This window comes from Corynebacterium sp. P3-F1, from assembly GCF_030503635.1.
Taxonomy (GTDB): Bacteria; Actinomycetota; Actinomycetes; order Mycobacteriales; family Mycobacteriaceae; genus Corynebacterium.
Map to the genome: position 1 here is coordinate 792,169 of NZ_CP129965.1, position 16,450 is coordinate 808,618.

Here is a 16,450-nt window from a genome sequence, read left to right on the forward strand (position 1 = left end):
TTCCTCGTTGTCCGCCACTACTTCGCCTCCGGCAGGCCCTCGAGGCGCGCGGTGACACGCTCGACCTCTTCCTGCGCGACCTGCTGGCGCTCCTTGATCTTCTCCACGACCTCGGCGGGAGCCTTGGACAGGAAGGACTCGTTGCCGAGCTTCTTGCCGGTGGTCTCCAGCTCCTTCTGCGCCGCGGCGAGCTCCTTTTCCAGGCGCTTGCGCTCGGCTGCGACGTCGACGGTGCCCGAGGTGTCCAGGGCCGCATCGAGCGTCGTTTCACTCAAGCGCACTTCAATGCTTGCCGACGCCGCGAAGTCCTCCCCCGGCGCCTCCACCCTCGCGATGGAGCGGATCATGTCTTCCTGGCCGGCGAGATCCGCCTTGGCGAAGTCGAGGCGCGCCGGCACCTTCTGGGAGGGCTTGACCCCCTGGTCGGAGCGGAAGCGGCGCAGCTCGGTGATGAGCGCGATGGCATCCTGGATGCGGCGCTGCGCAGCTGCGTCTACCTCCGCACCGCCGTTGGTGTCTTCGGCAGTCGGCCACGTGGCGAGGCAGAGGGACTCCTGCTCGGTCAGCGCGGTCCAGAGCACCTCGGTGACATACGGCATCGTCGGGTGCAGCAGACGCAGCACCACGTCGAGGACGCGGCCGAGCACGATCTGGGTGGTGCGTCCGCGTTCCCGTTCCGCGTCGCTGGCGGCCTCGGGGTCGCGCGGGATCTGGGTCTTGGCAATCTCCAGGTACCAGTCGCACAGCTCGTCCCACGCGAAGTGGTAGAGCTCCTCGTTGGCTTTGGAGAACTGGTAGTCGTCGAGAAGCTTATCGACGTCGCCGCGCACCGTTTCCAGCCTGTCCAGAATCCACCGGTCCGCGTCGGTGAGCTCCTCGCGCGCCGGCAGCGGGCCGACAGCGGCGCCGTTCATGAGCGCGAATTTCGTGGCGTTGTACAGCTTGGTGGCGAAGTTGCGGGCGGCTGCGGCGTTGTCGTCGCCGATGGGCAAGTCGATGCCCGGGTTCGCGCCGCGGGCCAGCGCGAAGCGCAGGGCGTCCGCGCCGTAGTCGCGCACCCAGTCCATCGGGTCGATGCCGTTGCCGAGGGACTTGGACATCTTGCGCCCCTTCTCGTCGCGGACGAGGCCGTGGAGGAAGATGTGGTCGAACGGAATTTGGGGGCGGCCATCCTTCCCTGCGCCGAGGATCTTAGGGGTCTGGGTGCCGGCGAAGGTGCCGAACATCATCATGCGGGCAACCCAGAAGAAAAGAATGTCGTAGGCGGTGACCAGAACCGTCGTCGGGTAGAACTTCTCCAGCTCGGGAGTGTTGTCGGGCCAGCCCATCGTGGAGAACGGCCACAGGGCGGACGAGAACCACGTGTCTAGGACGTCGGGGTCCTGCTCGTAGCCTTCCGGCGCTTCCTCATCGGGGCCGAGACAGATGATGTCGCGGTTGCCGTTCTCGTCTTCCGGGCCGTACCAAATCGGGATGCGGTGGCCCCACCACAGCTGGCGCGAAATCGTCCAGTCGTGCATGTTGTCCACCCAGTCGAAGTAGCGCTTCTCCAGCGACTCCGGGTGGATCACGGTGTCGCCCTGACGCACCGCGTCGCCGGACATGCGGGCGAGCTGGGAGACTTTCACGAACCACTGCAGCGACAGACGCGGCTCGATCGGTTCTCCGGTGCGCTCGGAGTGGCCGACGGAGTGCACGTACGGGCGGACCTCCTTGACGATGCGCCCCTGCTCCGCCAGCGCTTCGCGCACCTTCACGCGGGCCTCCTCGCGGGTCAGCCCGTCGAATTCCGTGCCGGTGTCGGCGATGCGGCCTGTCTTGTCCATGATGATGGGCATGTCCAAGTCATGGCGCAGACCCATCTCGTAGTCGTTCGGGTCGTGGGCCGGAGTGATCTTCACGGCACCGGTTCCCAGCTCCATGTCCACGTAATCGTCGGCGATGACCTTCAGCTTCAGATCGTCGCGGAAGGGGTGGTCGAATTCCTGGCCGATGAGGTGCTGGTAGCGCTCGTCGTCCGGGTGGACGGCGATAGCGACGTCACCCAGCATCGTCTCCACGCGGGTGGTGGCGACGATGAGGTGGGGCTCGTCGTCGTCAAGCGAGCCGTAGCGGATGGAGACGAACTCGCCCTCGACGTCCTTGTGCACGACCTCGATGTCGGAGACAGCGGTCTCCAGCACCGGGGACCAGTTGACCAGGCGGTAGTCCTGGTAGATCATCCCGGCGTCGAAAAGCTGCTTGAAGATGGTGACTACGGCGCGGTTCAGGCCGTCATCCAGCGTGAAGCGCTCGCGCGACCAATCCACGGAGTCGCCGATCGCCCGCATCTGGGACGTGATGGTGCCGCCGTATTTTTCTTTCCACTCCCACACGCGGGAGATGAACTCCTCGCGGCCGTAGTCGTAGCGGTCCTTGCCCTCGGTCTCCTTGAGCATCGCCTCGACCTTGGTCTGGGTGGCGATGCCGGCGTGGTCCATGCCCGGCAACCACAGGACCTCGTAGCCCTGCATGCGCTTGCGGCGGACCAGAGAATCCATCAGCGTGTGGTCCAAGGCGTGGCCCATGTGCAGCTGGCCGGTCACATTCGGCGGCGGCAGCACAATCGAGTAGGCGGGCTTTTCCGACGACGGGTCGGCCGTGAAATAGCCTTGAGCCACCCAGTTTTCGTAAATGCCCTGCTCGAGGTCCTGAGGCTCCCAGCTCTTCGGAAGGGCATCCGCCCGGTTGGCTCCGATGAGCTGGTCGTTGTACGTCGCGCTAGATTCAGTCACGGTATGACAGTGTAGCTGTCGCGTACCGTTGCCCAGCGAGCGCGCTGAAAGAGCGCTAGAACAGCTTGTCGGCGATCTGGGCCTCTTCGCGTAGCGCCTCGATGTTGGCGTCGATGCGGACACGCTGATCGTCGGTGAGATCGAGGCCCTCGACGGTGCCCCAACGACCGTTGATGCCGATGGCCGGCATGCCGAAGACAAGCCCCTCATCAACTCCGTAGCTGCCCTGCGACACAACGGCGGAAGTGACCCACTTGCCTTCCGTACCCCCGACCCAATCGCGCATGTGGTCCACAGCAGCCGACGCGGCGGATGCCGCCGACGAGCGGCCGCGCACCTTGATGATCTCGCCACCGCGCTTGGCCACGCGCGGAATGAACTCATTGACGTACCACTCACGGTCGACGCGGTCCGCGACGGACTCGCCTCCCACCGTGGCGTAGGTGATATCCGGGAATTGGGTGTCGCTGTGGTTGCCCCACACGACGATGTTCTCGAACGCACTCGAGTGCTCCCCCAGCTTCTCGGACAGCATGGAAATCGCACGGTTGTGGTCGAGCCGCATCAGGGCGTTGAAGTGCTCCGGCGCGACATCCGGAGCCGCCTTGTTGGCGATGTAGGCGTTGGTGTTCGCCGGGTTACCCACCACGAGCACGCGCACGTCGTCGGCCGCGTGGTCGTTGATCGCACGGCCCTGCTCGAGGAAGATCTTGCCGTTGGCTGCCAGCATGTCGGCGCGGGACTCGCCCTCACCACGCGGCTTCGCGCCCACGAGGAACGCGGCGTTCGCACCGTCGAAGGCTGTATTCGGGTCGTCGGTGACGGTGATCGAGCGGACATTGCCCAGCGCGGAGTCGTTGAGCTCCATGGCCACGCCGTCGACCTTGCCCACCACATCCGGAATGTCCAGCAGCGTCAGGTCCACATAGGTGTCAGCGCCGAATACTTCGCTGGAGCCGATCCGCCACAGCAACGAGTAGGCGATGTTGCCGGCGGCGCCCGTGACCGCGACCTTGACGGACTTGACGGGCTTGACGGGCTTGGCGGAGTTGTCGGACGTAACGGTGCCAGCGTCGAGTGAATTAGTCATTTCTTCTCCTTCGCTCTTTCCGCTCTATTCGACGGGATGCATCCCCCGAATAGGCGTGCGGGTCTCTGTGACACCACCAATGCTACCCCCGTTGCACTAGGCGATTTCCACACCGAACGCCCACATTCTTCCGTTCGCGCGACGTAGGCTACCCCGTTTGGGCACGATAGTAGGGGAGACCGCAGGGCGACTGCTGCCCGCCGCGCACACATTGCGAGCTTTCGAAGGAGAAGCTGTGACCGAGTCCCCTCACCCAGGCTTTCAGCCCGGCAGCGAGGCGGCCGATAATGCCGAGCTCGAACGCGTTGTTGACATTGCTCTGAGTCACTTCGCGCGTCAGGGATACGCCGCAGCCAAGCTCGACGCCATGGCCCGAGAGGCAGGCATGTCCAAGCGCATGCTGCACTACCACTTCGGCGACAAGCGCGAGCTGTACCGCCGGGCGCTCACCCGTGCGGCGAGGAGCTTCTCGCCTCCGCAAGAGTTCCTGGACCGCTCCTACGCCGTCCCCGTCGAAGGCATCCGCCGATTCGTGGATGTGCTGTATAACCGGATGACCCAGCATCCGGATTCGATCAGGATCTTCCTGCGCGAGAACCTGGACCCTGTGCTCAACCCGGACGAGATTTCCGCGGTGCGCAACGATTCGGAGGTACTCCTCCAGATCGAGCGGCTGCTGCTTATGGGGCAAGATGCCGGTGCCTTCCGGCCAGGGATCTCCGCCACGGATGTGGTGGTACTGATCGCGTCGTTGACGTTCTTCCGGGTAGGAAACTATGCGACGCTCGAAGAGTTCGGCCAGATCAACATGCTCAGCCCCGCTAATACCGAGGGCATGCGCCGTCTCACCATCGACTCGGTGTTGACGTTCTTGACCTCGAATATCCCCGATTCAGGGTATGGGTCGTACCTGATGTATTCCGCGCCCGAAGCACCCAAGTCCGCCGGCGACGAAGAGTCGAGCGAAGGCGATTACATCGCAGAGACGCTTATCGACGACATCTACGACCCCGATTACACCGCCACCCCTTCCGGGGAATAGCGTCGCCGGTCAGCTCCTACGCGGACTTCTTGGTGTTCCGCAGGACGTACTCGGGTTCACCGCCGCGGATCACATCAGCACCGACCACGACGGCCTCCACGTCCTCACGGTCGGGAAGGTCGTACATGATGGGCACGAGGATGTCCTCCATGATGGCGCGCAGACCGCGGGCACCTGTGCCACGATCAGCAGCTTTATTCGCCACTGCAGCCAAAGCGTCTTCGGTGAAGCGCAACTCGGCGCCATCCATGGAAAACAGCCGCTGGTATTGCTTCACAAGGGAGTTCTTCGGTTCGGTGAGAACCCGCACCAGAGACTCCTCGTCGAGGTTCTCCACCGCAGCGACGATGGGCAAACGTCCGATGAACTCGGGGATGAGACCGAATTTCACCAGATCCTCCGGCTGCACTTGAGCGAGCATATTCTGCTCCTCGCGCTGCGCGGCACTGTCAATCTCCGCGCCGAAGCCAATGCCCTTCTTTCCCACGCGCTCTGCGATGACCTTGTCTAGGCCAGCGAATGCGCCGGCGACCACGAACAGGATGTTGGTGGTGTCCACCTGGATGAATTCCTGGTTCGGGTGCTTGCGCCCGCCCTGCGGCGGAACAGAAGCGACCGTGCCCTCGAGGATTTTCAGCAGCGCCTGCTGCACGCCTTCGCCAGACACGTCGCGGGTGATGGACGGGTTTTCCGACTTACGGGAGATCTTGTCCACCTCGTCGACGTAAATGATGCCATTCTGGGCGCGCTCCACATCGAAATCTGCGGCCTGGAGAAGCTTCAGCAGAATATTTTCCACATCCTCACCGACATAGCCGGCCTCCGTCAGACTCGTAGCATCCGCGATGGCGAACGGGACGTTGAGCATCCGGGCCAGCGTCTGGGCGAGGTAGGTCTTGCCGGAACCGGTAGGGCCGAGCAGCAGGATATTGGACTTGGAAATCTCCACGTCCTCGTCCTTCTTTCGCAGCCCCTCTTTCTCCGTGCGGACACGCTTGTAATGGTTGTACACTGCGACAGCGAGAGTGCGCTTCGCCTGATCCTGGCCGATGACGTACTGGTCCAAGAAAGCTGTGATTTCCGACGGCCGGGGCAGCTTCCCCTCGTCCCCTTTGTCCTGGGCTTGAGCGCCTGCCAGCTCTTCCTCAATGATCTCGTTACACAGCTCGATGCATTCGTCGCAGATGTACACGCCGCCACCGGCGATGAGCTTGCGCACCTGCTTCTGGCTCTTGCCGCAGAAGGAGCACTTCAACAGGTCGGAACTGTCTTGCGTAACTGCCATGGGGTGTTCTACTTCTCGCTTAACTCGTTGTGTCGTTTCGATTCGATTTCGAGGATGTAGACCTCAACGCTACCCGGTGGGGTGAACATTCCGAATCTTGCCGTTCGAACGCGCGCCTCGAAGGAGCAAACCTCGCCGCGTAGGCAACCTTTTCATCTACCCACCACTATTTCATGTGTGAGGGCACGCCGGTGTCAGCCCCGCTGGAGCTTAGCGCGCAGCCCGATTTTTGGGAACAATGAGAGGCATGACCACACTGCATTCCATCATCTCCGGCAATGAGAACAGCGAGAAAACTGTCGTTCTGCTCCCATCCATTGGCACGACGCATGAGGCGTGGGAGCCGCAGCTGCCCGCGTTGGAAGAGAAGTACCGGGTGGTGCGCATCGACCACCGCGGCCACGGCGACTCCCCCACCCCCGCTGTTGACCTGGGAATGACCAGCGTCGATGACCTCGCCCGCGATGTGCTCGAGACATTGACCTCCCTGGGAATCGAGCACTGCACCATCGTCGGCCTGTCCATGGGCGGCGCCATTGCACAGCACTTGGCTGCCACATCCGACCGCGTGGACCGCGCCGTTTTCGCCTCCACCTCCACTTTCCTCGGGGGTGCCGGCAAGTGGCAGGAGCGCTCCGACACTGCCCGCGAGGACGGCATGTCCTCCATCGTGGACCCCACTGTGGATAACTGGTTCACGGACGCGTTCAAAAAGAGCGATCCGGAGACCGTCGATAAGTTCAAGGCGATGGTTGGATCCGTCGATCCCGAGGCGTACGCACAGTGCGGCGACGCTCTGGCGAAGTGGGGCTTCGACGAGCGGCTACAGGAAATCACGCTCCCAGTGCTCGCTATCGCAGGCGCGGATGACCCATCGACGGGGCCGACCCAGCTTCAGGAGATCGCTGCCGGTGTGACCGGCGAAGCCGAGTGCATCGTCATCGAAAACGCCTCCCACCAGGTCGGTGTCGAGCAGCCCGAAAAGTTCAATGACGCATTGCTCGCTTTCCTGGAGAAATAGCGAGGCACGGCTGAAGGACCCCACTATGACTTTGCGCCGCCTGACCTCCATTGGCATTGCTCTTGCCCTCCCCTTTGCGGTCACCGCCTGCAGTGAAAGCGGTGAGAACAGCGATGACACCTCCTCCGAGATGAACACTCAAACAGCAGCGGCCACATCCGCCCCGGCAACATCGGCAACCGACGTCGCTGATGAAACCGCATACGAGCTTGTGTCCCCCGATCCTTTCATGGACGACCTCGGCGACAACGCGAATGTCACCATGACGATTGCGGGAACTGGCTATTTCTGCTCGCTCGGCGCAGCAGCCGTTGCCTGCACGGCGAACCCGGATGAGACAGTGCCGAATCTGGAGGACATGCCGAATAACCCCTGGGCACCGTTCACGGGACGGCCGGGCGCGATCTTCGCCAGCGATGACGGCATCGCATGGGGCGTTCTCGAAGGCGGCACCCCGGGGTCCGCCGAGCTTCAACCTGGACAGCGACTCGAATACCTCAACGGATGGTGCCAAGCACCCGACGGCGACAGCATCGAATGCGGCTACAACGACGAATCATTCACAGTTGCCGGACCCGACAAGACGGTGATGCCCTAAGGCCCGCCCACGCTGAAGTGTGTGTTCTACGCTGCCCAGTCCACCCCGGACATTAAAGTATGCGTTCAAAGACATTTGAAATGACTCACACTCCCCGAGCCCCAAGGACCGTAACCACCATGACCACCCGCCGCATCGTCGCCGCAATCTGTGCTCTGACGTTCCCCTTCGCCGCAACCGCCTGCTCAAGCGAAGAAGACGCGCTGGCCGAGCCGGACCTTTCCCAAGAGGTGAGCACGACAGCCGAGGAAGCAACCGAGACAACCTCCGAGCGGTCGTCCACGACTGTATCGACGGTCTACGAGACTACGACCGACGCGGACAAAAAATCGCCCAAGAAAAAGGAAACCGAGAAGAAGGAACCCGCCGCAGCCGCCGACACCGGTTCCTCCAAGGGTCCGTGCAAGTGGAAGCCCGTCGAGGAAGGCTCGGTCGGCGAGGAAGTGTCCTCCTACTGCGACGGGCGCTTCGCGAGAGTCGGAACTCACGGCACCGATGACACCGTTTATTTGCAATGGGACGGGAACGATTGGGTCTCTATCGAATCGAGCGGTAAAACCTTCACCGGTTTCAAGTGCTATGACGGCGCTCATCTCGATGACATCGGGGTACCCGACGCCATGAAGAACAAGATGGTCATCTGCGACTAGCGCAGAGCAAACACAACCCGTAAGCACACAACCCGCCCCAGTTCTCGCTCACATTGATGAGGAGAGAATCGGGGCGGGTTCGATGCGTCGATAAGCGGCGCGCTTTTATGCGTTGAGCTTGCGGTAGTCGAAGACCTGGTCGATGATGCCGTAGTCGACGGCCTCGGAAGAGGTGAGGATCTTGTCGCGGTCGGTGTCGATGCGGACTTGCTCGGCGGTGCGGCCGGAGTGGCGGGCGAGAGTCTCTTCCATGAGACGGCGCATGCGCTCGATCTCCTGCGCCTGAATCTCCAGGTCGGACACCTGGCCGCGAGCGCCCTCGGTGGCCGGCTGGTGGATGAGCACGCGCGAATTCGGCAGCGCGGCACGCTTGCCCGGTGCGCCGGCGGCGAGAATGACAGCAGCGGCGGACGCAGCCTGGCCGAGGCAGACAGTCTGCACATCAGGGCGCACGTACTGCATCGTGTCGTAAATAGCCATCAACGACGTGAACGAGCCGCCCGGGGAGTTGATGTACATGGTGATATCGCGGTCCGGGTCCTGCGACTCTAGCACCAGCAGTTGCGCCATGATGTCGTTCGCGGACGTGTCGTCGACCTGGGTGCCCAGGAAGATGATGCGCTCCTCGAACAGCTTCGAGTACGGATTGGTCTCCTTGGTGCCGAACGACGACTGCTCGATGAAGCTCGGCAGGACGTAGCGGGAGTTGGGCATCTGGAAAGACATAGTATTTATCTCCTCTTCTGTGTAGCTCTGCCGGTTAGTTGCTGATCGTGCCCTGGGCGTTGGAAATCACGTGGTCGACGATGCCGTACTCCTTCGCTTCCTGGGCGTTGAACCAGCGGTCACGATCCGAGTCCTTGGTGATCTGCTCGAAGGTCTGGCCGGTGTGCTCCGCGATGAGCTCCGCCATCTCGCGCTTCGTCTGCGCGAACTGCTCAGCCTGGATGGCAATGTCAGCTGCGGTGCCTCCCACGCCCGCGGACGGCTGGTGCATCATGATGCGTGCGTGCGGCAAAGCGAAACGCTTGCCCTTCGTGCCGCCGGAGAGCAGGAACTGCCCCATCGATGCCGCCAAGCCCATTCCGTAGGTGGCGATGTCGCACGGGGAGTACTTCATCGTGTCGTAAATAGCCATGCCAGCCGTCACCGAGCCGCCCGGGGAGTTGATGTACAGCGAAATGTCGCGGTTCGGATCCTCGGCGGACAGCAGGAGAATCTGTGCGCAGAGCTTGTTGGCAATCTCGTCGTCCACCTCCTGGCCAAGGAAGATAATTCGCTCGCGCAGCAGGCGCTCGTAGACCGAGTCGCCCAAGTTCATGCCGTTTGCCGGAGAAGTCATCGGTGTGCTCCTTTAGTCGTTGCTAATCGTCGTTTGTCGCCTACGATAACGCCCCACCCTAGTTGCGGATTCCGCGCGCGGGGCCGTGTTCGCTGTCAGCGTAGAGGCTGGCGGGTGGGGCAGCCCGGAGCCTGGACACCAACTTCTGGATACCTATTCATGGATGCCTATTCACAAGGTCGCGGCAATCTGCGCTGCCGAGGTGACCTTGTGAATAGGTAGGCAGGAATAGGTGTTTAGCCGAAAGAACCTCCCTGCCGGTCACGGCGGGGAGGTTCAAAGCGGAGGTTTAGTTGCCCTCTTCCTTTTCGGAGGCGGCGTCGGCCACGGCCTGGTCGGCTGCCTCGGCCTCGTTGATCTCATCCTCGAAAATCTCGCCGAAGTAATCGTTCGGGTCGATCGAATTGCCCTCGTCGTCCTTGACAGAGGTGCGGGAGATTGCGGCGGCGAGAGCCTTGCCGCGGCGGACGTCAGCGAACAGGTTGGCGATCTGGCCGGATTGCTGCAGCTGCATGATGAACTGGTTCGGGTCCATGCCGTAAGACTGCGCAGTGAACAGAATGTGGTCCGTCAGCTCCTGCTGGGAGACTTCCGGCTCCTCCTGATCTGCAACAGCGTCAAGGAACAGCTGGGTGCGAACCGAGTCCTCGGCGTTCTCGCGGGATTCCTTGTCGAACTCCTCGCGGGTCGTGCCCTGCGCCTCAAGCATCTGGGCGAAGGCGTTCTCGTCGTGCGCCATTTGGCCGAGGATCTGGTGGAGCTGGTTGTGCACCTGCTCGTCGACAACTGCGCTGGGCAGCTCGAAGGAGGTCTGCTCGAGAGCTGCCTTGAGCACCTCGTCGCGGATGTCGGCTGCCTGCTGCGCTTTCTTGTTTTCCTCCAGTTGGGAGCGGGTGGACTCGCGCAGCTCCTCGACTGTGTCGAACTCGGACGCCATCTGGACGAATTCCTCGTCAAGCTCCGGCAGCTTGCGCTCCTTGGTCTGCTGCACGGTGACCTTGATGGTGGCCTCTTCGCCCTTGTGCTCGCCGAACTGGATCTCGGAGGTGAACTCTGCCTCCTCGCCGGTCTTCAGCCCCTTGATGGCTTTGTCCAGTCCCTCAATGAGGTCGTCGCGGCCCATCTCGTAGGAGATACCCTCGGTGGAGGCGTCCTCGATCTTCTCGCCGTCGATGGTCGCCTCGATGTCGATGACAGCGAAGTCGCCCTTCTTCATCTTACGATTGGTGTCTTTCAGCTCACCGAAGCGGGCGCGCAGGTTGTCCAGCTCCTCGTCGACAGCCTCGTCGTCGACCTTCAGGGCCGGTACCTCAACGGAGATCTTGGAGAAGTCCGGGACCTCGATCTCCGGGCGGACATCCACCTCGGCGGTGAATTCGACGACATCGTTGTCTTCGATCTTGGTGATGTCAATCTCAGGCTGGCCGATGACCTTCAAGTCGTTTTCCGTCACAGCGGCTTCGTACCGGGTCGGCAGCATGTCGTTGACAACTTGCTCGAGGATGGGGCCGCGGCCAAATCGGGCGTCGATAAGCTGGCGTGGTGCCTTGCCGCGACGGAAACCCGGAATGTTGACCTGCTGAGCGATGGCTTTGTACGCCTGGTCGATTTCCGGGCCGAGCTCGTCGAACGGAACGGTCACGGTCAGCTTCGCGCGTGTGTCGCTGAGCTTGTCCACGGAAGTCTTCACGGAAATTCTCTCCTGGCTAGATTGCGTAACTGTCCAAAAAATTTGCAGGAGGCGCTCAAGCGTCTCCTTGTCGGGGCGACAGGATTTGAACCTGCGACCCCCTGCTCCCAAAGCAGGTGCGCTACCAAGCTGCGCCACGCCCCGTGGGTCACTGCGAACCGCCGGCGAATGCACCTTGCTGGCTCACGGGAGACGATTCTAGCGTGAGGCAAAAAAGACCCGAATCATCGGGGGCCAGTTGCGTGGATCCCGCACATGATTAAGGCCGGCCCTGCATTGGAGCATGGACCGGCCAAGTGGAGGGAATGACGGGAATCGAACCCGCGTCTTCAGCTTGGAAGGCTGAGGTATTAGCCACTATACGACATTCCCACACGCGATTTATGCGCGCAGACAAGCTTAACCCACTGCGCGACTCGCACCAAAAAGTGCCTGGAAAGGAATGTCTGGGCCTCGGTTATCGTTGGGGAAAGTAGTTGATTGAAGGAGTGGACATGGGACTTGTGAGTTTGTTGCTGATCGCGGTGATCCTCTTCGGCACCGTCAAGGTTGTCGGAGGTGCGCAGAACAACAGCCAGCGCGCCCAGATCGACGGCGCGAACTTGGAGGACGCGCTTGCCGACGCCCGACGGTGGGTCGACCGCCTCGGCCACCAGGTGCTCACCATTTCAGGCACGGATGCAGCCTCCACCCAGGCGATGGCTGACGCGTCGGAGCGCTATAACGCGGCCAACTCCGCCTTGACCCAAGCCACGACGGTGCGTCAAGCCCAGCTGGCCCGCGAGTCGGCGCTGGAAGGCCTTTATTACGTTGATGCCGCCCGCGAAATCTTGGGCCTCGCGCCCGGCCCCCAGCTGCCGGAGTTGGAGGCCCAACGTCAGGCCGGCCGCGTGACCGAGCCGCGCACCGCTGAATTCGACGGCCAGACTATCCAGGCCTCCCCGCACGCGAGCTCGCGGACTCCGCACTACTACCCCGGCGGCGCGGTGGCTGGACGGCCCGTGCCCGCTGGTTGGTACTCCACCGCATGGTGGGCTCCCGCCGCCATGACTGGCGTGTGGGCTGCGAGCTCGATGATGTTCTACTCCACGATGTTCGCCGGAATGGCAGGCGTAGCTAGCGCAGACCAGTTCGCCGCTGGCGATATCGACGGCGGTGCGGGTGCCGATGCCGCTGATTTCGGAGGAGAAGCCGGAGACATGGGTGGCGATGCTGACACAGGCGGCCTGTTCGGTGATGGCGGCGACGGCGGCGGCCTCTTCGGGGATTTCGGCGGCGACGGCGGCGGGTTCGACTTCGACTTCTTTTAAGAGCGACTGCCTTCCGAACCGCCCACTCGAAGTAAAGTCGCCGCTCCCGGCGACACAGGCTGGCGCGGTCAGTAGCGAATGACGAGCGCTCGGGAATCGAGCGGGCCGAGCATCGTTTCAGGGCTGAGCCCGAAAATGGTCCACCGCGTTCGAGCTGCCCACCGGAGGGCTTCCTCCGAGGAATTCTGGCGGAAGTTCACTGCCATCCCGTCTTCAAAGAACCGGATCTGGGTTGCGCCTGTCGGCCAATTCTTCGCGGCTGGCGTCTCCAGGAAAACAGTGTTCGCGGCGATATCCGGACGGTTGTTCCTGCCGCGGTGCGTGTGTCCGGAAAGCACCAGTTTGATGTTGCTTTGAGCTGCGATCATCCGCTGAAGACGCATGATGTCCCGGTCGCGGAGAACAAAGGCGGGCCCGGCCGGGTTGCTCCAGGCTGCTTGCCTAGTGGCTGGGTGGTGCAGCATGACAATGGTCGGCGTGGTCCGGTCCTGGTTGAAAATGGTTTGGATCTGCTTGAACTGGCCGTCCGAAATCATTCCGCCGCTGGTGTCCAATTTCGTGGAGTCAATGCCCACGACTCGCGCGATGATCCTTCCGTTTCTACCGGGCACCTCCTCTACCCACGCGGTCTGGCGCGGTTCGAAGGCAGCTCCCCACCCGTCGGTGTGTTCATTGCCGTAGGAGGGGGCAGATGCGTACTCGGGGCCGTCGGAAAGCTTGTGCGGGCGATCGTGATTTCCTCGCGTGCACCGTACGGTGCCGTTGAATCGCCCGAGCAGCTCCTGCGCGCGCTGGATTTCCCACGGGCGGGCCTCCGACGTGACGTCGCCGTTAATGAACAGGTGGCTGGCACCGACCGCGTGAGCTGTGTCGATCACAGCGTCGAGCGAGACCTCCGGGTACGGACGCTCCCCTGGAAGTGCTCGCGCTGGGGGCGGGAAGTTGTTCTTCCAGATCCCGTCGCCGTTCTCACCGATATGCGTGTCGTTAGCCACGACAATCGTGCCGAGCATCGGTCCGGCCAACCGCGGCAGGGTGGTGAACAGACGTGTCCCCTCCTGCTTCCTGTTGTGGGTGGCCGCCGCTTCTGTGCCGTTGGAAGAGGCGAGGTATGCGTACGTGGTTCCCGGCCGCAGCCCGGTGACGGTGAGCTGGTGGAAGAAGCGCTCCGACGGGCTGACGGCGACAGTCGTGTCGGAGGGGTTGTCCACAGGCCACACGCGCAATTCCCCCGTCGTGGGCACACCCTGCGGGGCGCGGTCGCGGGAGGTATCAGCATCCCACGTCAGCCAGCTGATCGTGGCTGAATCTTCCGTCACCGTCACTACCTGCACGTCGCCGGCAAGGAACCGTTTGTGGCCATTGAAACCGACGTTTCCTGCCACAAGGCCCGGTTCGGAGGATCCCACTCCCCTGCCGCCGGCAGGCCCGAATAGCTGCACCGCCGACGAGCCGCCGGAGGAACTCAGGCTGGACTGGGCGAGCGCGCGAGATGGAGCGATCAGTGTGGAACCGGCACCGATCGCCAAAGCTTTGAGCAGCGTGCGGCGGGAAGGAGACATGCCATGAAAACTATGGGAATAGCCTGAAAAACAAATGAATCCAGAATGACTTTCGAGTGAATCCTCCAGCGCGGCGCCTCTTTCACCGGCCCCAACACCAGTCGCGGGCCTTCCACATTCGAAGCAGAAACGATTCCGCGTTACCTACACCGCAAAAGCACCCGGTGTGTAATGTATGTCTCATTAGGTAGCTCGTACTCAATACCCCGATCATGAAGGAGAGCCGACGATGGCAGCCACGATCCAGACCCGCGTCAACGAAATGCTCGGCATCGAGCACCCGATCATCCAGGGCGGCATGCAGTGGGTCGGTACCGCCGACCTCGCTTCCGCTGTCTCGAATGCTGGCGGCCTGGGGATCCTCACCGCGCTGACCCAGCCCTCGCCGGAAGACCTCGGCAAAGAGATCGACCGTATGCGGGAGATGACCGACAAGCCGTTCGGTGTGAACCTGACCATCCTGCCCACGATCACACCTCCGCCGTACGAGGAGTACCTCCGCGTCGCAGTGGAGAAGGGCGTGAAGATCGTCGAGACTGCTGGCGCGAACCCGGCACAGCTGGTGCCGATGCTGAAGGATGCGGGTGTCACCGTGATCCACAAATGCACGTCCGTCCGCCACGCGCTGAGCGCCCAACAGAAGGGCGTGGACATCGTCAGCGTCGACGGCTTCGAGTGCGCAGGCCACCCGGGCGAGGACGACATCCCGGGCCTGGTTCTCCTGCCGGCGGCAGCCGACAAGTTGGACATCCCGATCGTGGCGTCCGGCGGTATCGCCGACGGCCGCGGCATGGCGGCAGCACTCGCACTCGGTGCCGAGGGCATCAACATGGGCACCCGCTTCCTGTGCACCGAGGAGGCCCCGGTGCACAGGAACGTGAAGGAAGCCATCGTTTCCCGCTCCGAGCTGGACACCGAGCTCATCTTCCGGACGCTGGGTAACACCGCGCGCGTGGCATCCAACGAGGTCAGCCGCGAGGTTGTGGAGAAGCTCAACGCTGGCGCCGAGTTCCCGGAGGTCCGCGACCTGGTTTCCGGCCAGCGTGGCCGCAAGGTGTACGAGAATGGCGACCTGGATGCGGGCATCTGGTCCTGCGGTCTTGTCCAGGGCATCGTCAACGACATCCCGACCTGCAGCGAGCTGGTGCCGCGCATCGCTAACGAAGCGGCGGAGATCATCACGGGCCGCCTCGCGGGCTTCGTCAAGTAAAGAAGGACCGCAAGCATGACGCGCGAGCTCAATGGCAACATCACGTCGCTTATCGACGGCCCCCTTGCCCTCATTCGCATCTCCAACCCCGCCAAGCGCAATGCATTGGAGCCGGATTCTTACTGGGCGATCGGCGACGCCGTCCAAGCAGCGAACGCCAACCCCGATGTGCGGTGCATCATCGTCACCGGTGATGAGAAGTCCTTTTGCTCCGGCATGGATATCGACGCATTCGTTGGCGAGAGCACGGCGGAAGTGGCGGCGCATTCTTTGGGCGGCATCGAGCACATGATCGGGTCGATCACCCGCGCCGACGTCCCGGTCATCGCTGCGGCCGAAGGCGCTGTGGCTGGTGTGGGCGCGTCGCTCGCGTGCGCGTGCGACCTCATCGTCGCTGCGGAATCGTCCTTCATCACCCTCCCCTTCGGGCGGATCGGACTGATGCCGGACGGCGGGGCCGTAGCCACCTTGGCCGCCTCGATCGGCCGCCACCGCACAATGCAACTGGTCCTTTTGCAGGAACGTATTCCTGCTGCGGACGCAGTGAACTTCGGTCTCTTCGCCGATGTCACGGCTGATGGCGAAGCATTGGATCACGCCAAGCAATGGGCCGAGAGCTTCTCCTCGTCCCCCCGTGGTGCTGTCGCCCAAACCAAGCGCGCCGTGAACCGAGTGGCCCTCACAGAGTTGCCGGGCAGCCTCATCAACGAGGCTCGGTTCCAGACTGAGCTGCTCCAGAGTCCTGGCCACAAGGAAGGTGTCGCCGCTTTCTTGGAGCACCGCGCACCGAAGTTCTAGCGGCTCCACCCATACTCGACGCCCCTTCCTCTGAGCCGAAATCGGTTCAGAGGAAGGGGTGTTTTCTCGTTTCCGAAA

At 62.6% G+C, this 16,450-nt stretch carries 14 protein-coding genes and 2 tRNA genes; 7 read left to right on the forward strand and 9 right to left on the reverse strand.

Going from position 1 to position 16,450, the window contains the following annotated elements; translation table 11 throughout:
* Positions 1 to 17 precede the first annotated feature (17 nt).
* Complete coding sequence (locus QYQ98_RS03710; RefSeq protein ID WP_302007414.1) at positions 18 to 2,774, reverse strand: valine--tRNA ligase; 2,757 nt, start codon at positions 2,772 to 2,774, stop codon at positions 18 to 20.
* Positions 2,775 to 2,829: 55 nt separating this feature from the next.
* Complete coding sequence (locus QYQ98_RS03715) at positions 2,830 to 3,864, reverse strand: malate dehydrogenase (protein WP_302007415.1); 1,035 nt, start codon at positions 3,862 to 3,864, stop codon at positions 2,830 to 2,832.
* 235 nt (positions 3,865 to 4,099) lie between these two features.
* On the opposite strand from QYQ98_RS03715, the gene QYQ98_RS03720 reads away from it, so the two are divergent.
* Positions 4,100 to 4,906, forward strand: a complete 807-nt coding sequence (locus tag QYQ98_RS03720; protein WP_302007416.1) for a TetR/AcrR family transcriptional regulator — start codon at positions 4,100 to 4,102, stop codon at positions 4,904 to 4,906.
* A gap of 16 nt (positions 4,907 to 4,922) precedes the next feature.
* Here the strand turns inward: QYQ98_RS03720 and clpX are convergent, their stop codons facing one another.
* Complete coding sequence (gene clpX / locus QYQ98_RS03725) at positions 4,923 to 6,191, reverse strand: ATP-dependent Clp protease ATP-binding subunit ClpX (protein ID WP_302007417.1); 1,269 nt, start codon at positions 6,189 to 6,191, stop codon at positions 4,923 to 4,925.
* Between the two features lie 247 nt (positions 6,192 to 6,438).
* On the opposite strand from clpX, the gene QYQ98_RS03730 reads away from it, so the two are divergent.
* From QYQ98_RS03730 to QYQ98_RS03740, 3 genes are all read left to right on the forward strand, one after another.
* Complete coding sequence (locus QYQ98_RS03730) at positions 6,439 to 7,212, forward strand: alpha/beta fold hydrolase (protein WP_302007418.1); 774 nt, start codon at positions 6,439 to 6,441, stop codon at positions 7,210 to 7,212.
* Between the two features lie 25 nt (positions 7,213 to 7,237).
* Complete coding sequence (locus QYQ98_RS03735) at positions 7,238 to 7,810, forward strand: hypothetical protein (RefSeq protein ID WP_302007419.1); 573 nt, start codon at positions 7,238 to 7,240, stop codon at positions 7,808 to 7,810.
* Between the two features lie 119 nt (positions 7,811 to 7,929).
* The gene (locus tag QYQ98_RS03740) at positions 7,930 to 8,460 is read left to right on the forward strand and encodes a hypothetical protein (protein ID WP_302007420.1); all 531 of its coding nucleotides are present in this window, start codon (positions 7,930 to 7,932) and stop codon (positions 8,458 to 8,460) included.
* Positions 8,461 to 8,565: 105 nt separating this feature from the next.
* Here QYQ98_RS03740 and QYQ98_RS03745 read toward each other — a convergent pair whose 3' ends face one another.
* From QYQ98_RS03745 to QYQ98_RS03765, 5 genes are all read right to left on the reverse strand, one after another.
* Entirely contained in the window at positions 8,566 to 9,186 is a 621-nt protein-coding gene (locus QYQ98_RS03745; protein ID WP_302007421.1) for an ATP-dependent Clp protease proteolytic subunit, read from the reverse strand.
* A gap of 34 nt (positions 9,187 to 9,220) precedes the next feature.
* Positions 9,221 to 9,802, reverse strand: a complete 582-nt coding sequence (locus QYQ98_RS03750) for an ATP-dependent Clp protease proteolytic subunit (protein ID WP_302007423.1) — start codon at positions 9,800 to 9,802, stop codon at positions 9,221 to 9,223.
* A 289-nt stretch (positions 9,803 to 10,091) separates the two neighbouring features.
* Positions 10,092 to 11,492, reverse strand: a complete 1,401-nt coding sequence (gene tig, locus QYQ98_RS03755) for a trigger factor (RefSeq protein WP_302007424.1) — start codon at positions 11,490 to 11,492, stop codon at positions 10,092 to 10,094.
* Positions 11,493 to 11,562: 70 nt separating this feature from the next.
* Positions 11,563 to 11,636 (reverse strand) — tRNA-Pro (locus QYQ98_RS03760).
* A 153-nt stretch (positions 11,637 to 11,789) separates the two neighbouring features.
* Positions 11,790 to 11,864: transfer RNA gene (locus tag QYQ98_RS03765), tRNA-Gly, on the reverse strand.
* A 122-nt stretch (positions 11,865 to 11,986) separates the two neighbouring features.
* Here QYQ98_RS03765 and QYQ98_RS03770 point away from each other — a divergent pair.
* The gene (locus QYQ98_RS03770) at positions 11,987 to 12,802 is read left to right on the forward strand and encodes a DUF1542 domain-containing protein (RefSeq protein WP_302007426.1); all 816 of its coding nucleotides are present in this window, start codon (positions 11,987 to 11,989) and stop codon (positions 12,800 to 12,802) included.
* A gap of 68 nt (positions 12,803 to 12,870) precedes the next feature.
* Here QYQ98_RS03770 and QYQ98_RS03775 read toward each other — a convergent pair whose 3' ends face one another.
* Entirely contained in the window at positions 12,871 to 14,364 is a 1,494-nt protein-coding gene (locus tag QYQ98_RS03775) for a metallophosphoesterase (RefSeq protein ID WP_302007427.1), read from the reverse strand.
* A gap of 229 nt (positions 14,365 to 14,593) precedes the next feature.
* Here QYQ98_RS03775 and QYQ98_RS03780 point away from each other — a divergent pair, with 229 nt between their 5' ends.
* Together QYQ98_RS03780 and QYQ98_RS03785 are read left to right on the forward strand one after the other, a co-directional pair.
* Positions 14,594 to 15,574: a nitronate monooxygenase family protein gene (locus tag QYQ98_RS03780; RefSeq protein ID WP_302007428.1), complete on the forward strand. Its 981-nt coding sequence runs from the start codon at positions 14,594 to 14,596 to the stop codon at positions 15,572 to 15,574.
* 15 nt (positions 15,575 to 15,589) lie between these two features.
* Positions 15,590 to 16,372, forward strand: a complete 783-nt coding sequence (locus QYQ98_RS03785) for an enoyl-CoA hydratase-related protein (protein WP_302007429.1) — start codon at positions 15,590 to 15,592, stop codon at positions 16,370 to 16,372.
* Positions 16,373 to 16,450: the final 78 nt, after the last annotated feature.

Bases quoted from the DNA above. Each gene is read 5' to 3' on its own strand.
- QYQ98_RS03735 (WP_302007419.1), top strand. From the start codon at position 7,238: ATGACTTTGCGCCGCCTGACCTCCATTGGCATTGCTCTTGCCCTCCCC.
- QYQ98_RS03730 (WP_302007418.1), top strand. From the start codon at position 6,439: ATGACCACACTGCATTCCATCATCTCCGGCAATGAGAACAGCGAGAAA.
- QYQ98_RS03715 (WP_302007415.1), bottom strand. From the start codon at position 3,864: ATGACTAATTCACTCGACGCTGGCACCGTTACGTCCGACAACTCCGCC.
- QYQ98_RS03780 (WP_302007428.1), top strand. From the start codon at position 14,594: ATGGCAGCCACGATCCAGACCCGCGTCAACGAAATGCTCGGCATCGAG.
- QYQ98_RS03750 (WP_302007423.1), bottom strand. From the start codon at position 9,802: ATGACTTCTCCGGCAAACGGCATGAACTTGGGCGACTCGGTCTACGAG.
- QYQ98_RS03745 (WP_302007421.1), bottom strand. From the start codon at position 9,186: ATGTCTTTCCAGATGCCCAACTCCCGCTACGTCCTGCCGAGCTTCATC.
- clpX (WP_302007417.1), bottom strand. From the start codon at position 6,191: ATGGCAGTTACGCAAGACAGTTCCGACCTGTTGAAGTGCTCCTTCTGC.
- QYQ98_RS03770 (WP_302007426.1), top strand. From the start codon at position 11,987: ATGGGACTTGTGAGTTTGTTGCTGATCGCGGTGATCCTCTTCGGCACC.
- QYQ98_RS03785 (WP_302007429.1), top strand. From the start codon at position 15,590: ATGACGCGCGAGCTCAATGGCAACATCACGTCGCTTATCGACGGCCCC.
- QYQ98_RS03775 (WP_302007427.1), bottom strand. From the start codon at position 14,364: ATGTCTCCTTCCCGCCGCACGCTGCTCAAAGCTTTGGCGATCGGTGCC.
- QYQ98_RS03740 (WP_302007420.1), top strand. From the start codon at position 7,930: ATGACCACCCGCCGCATCGTCGCCGCAATCTGTGCTCTGACGTTCCCC.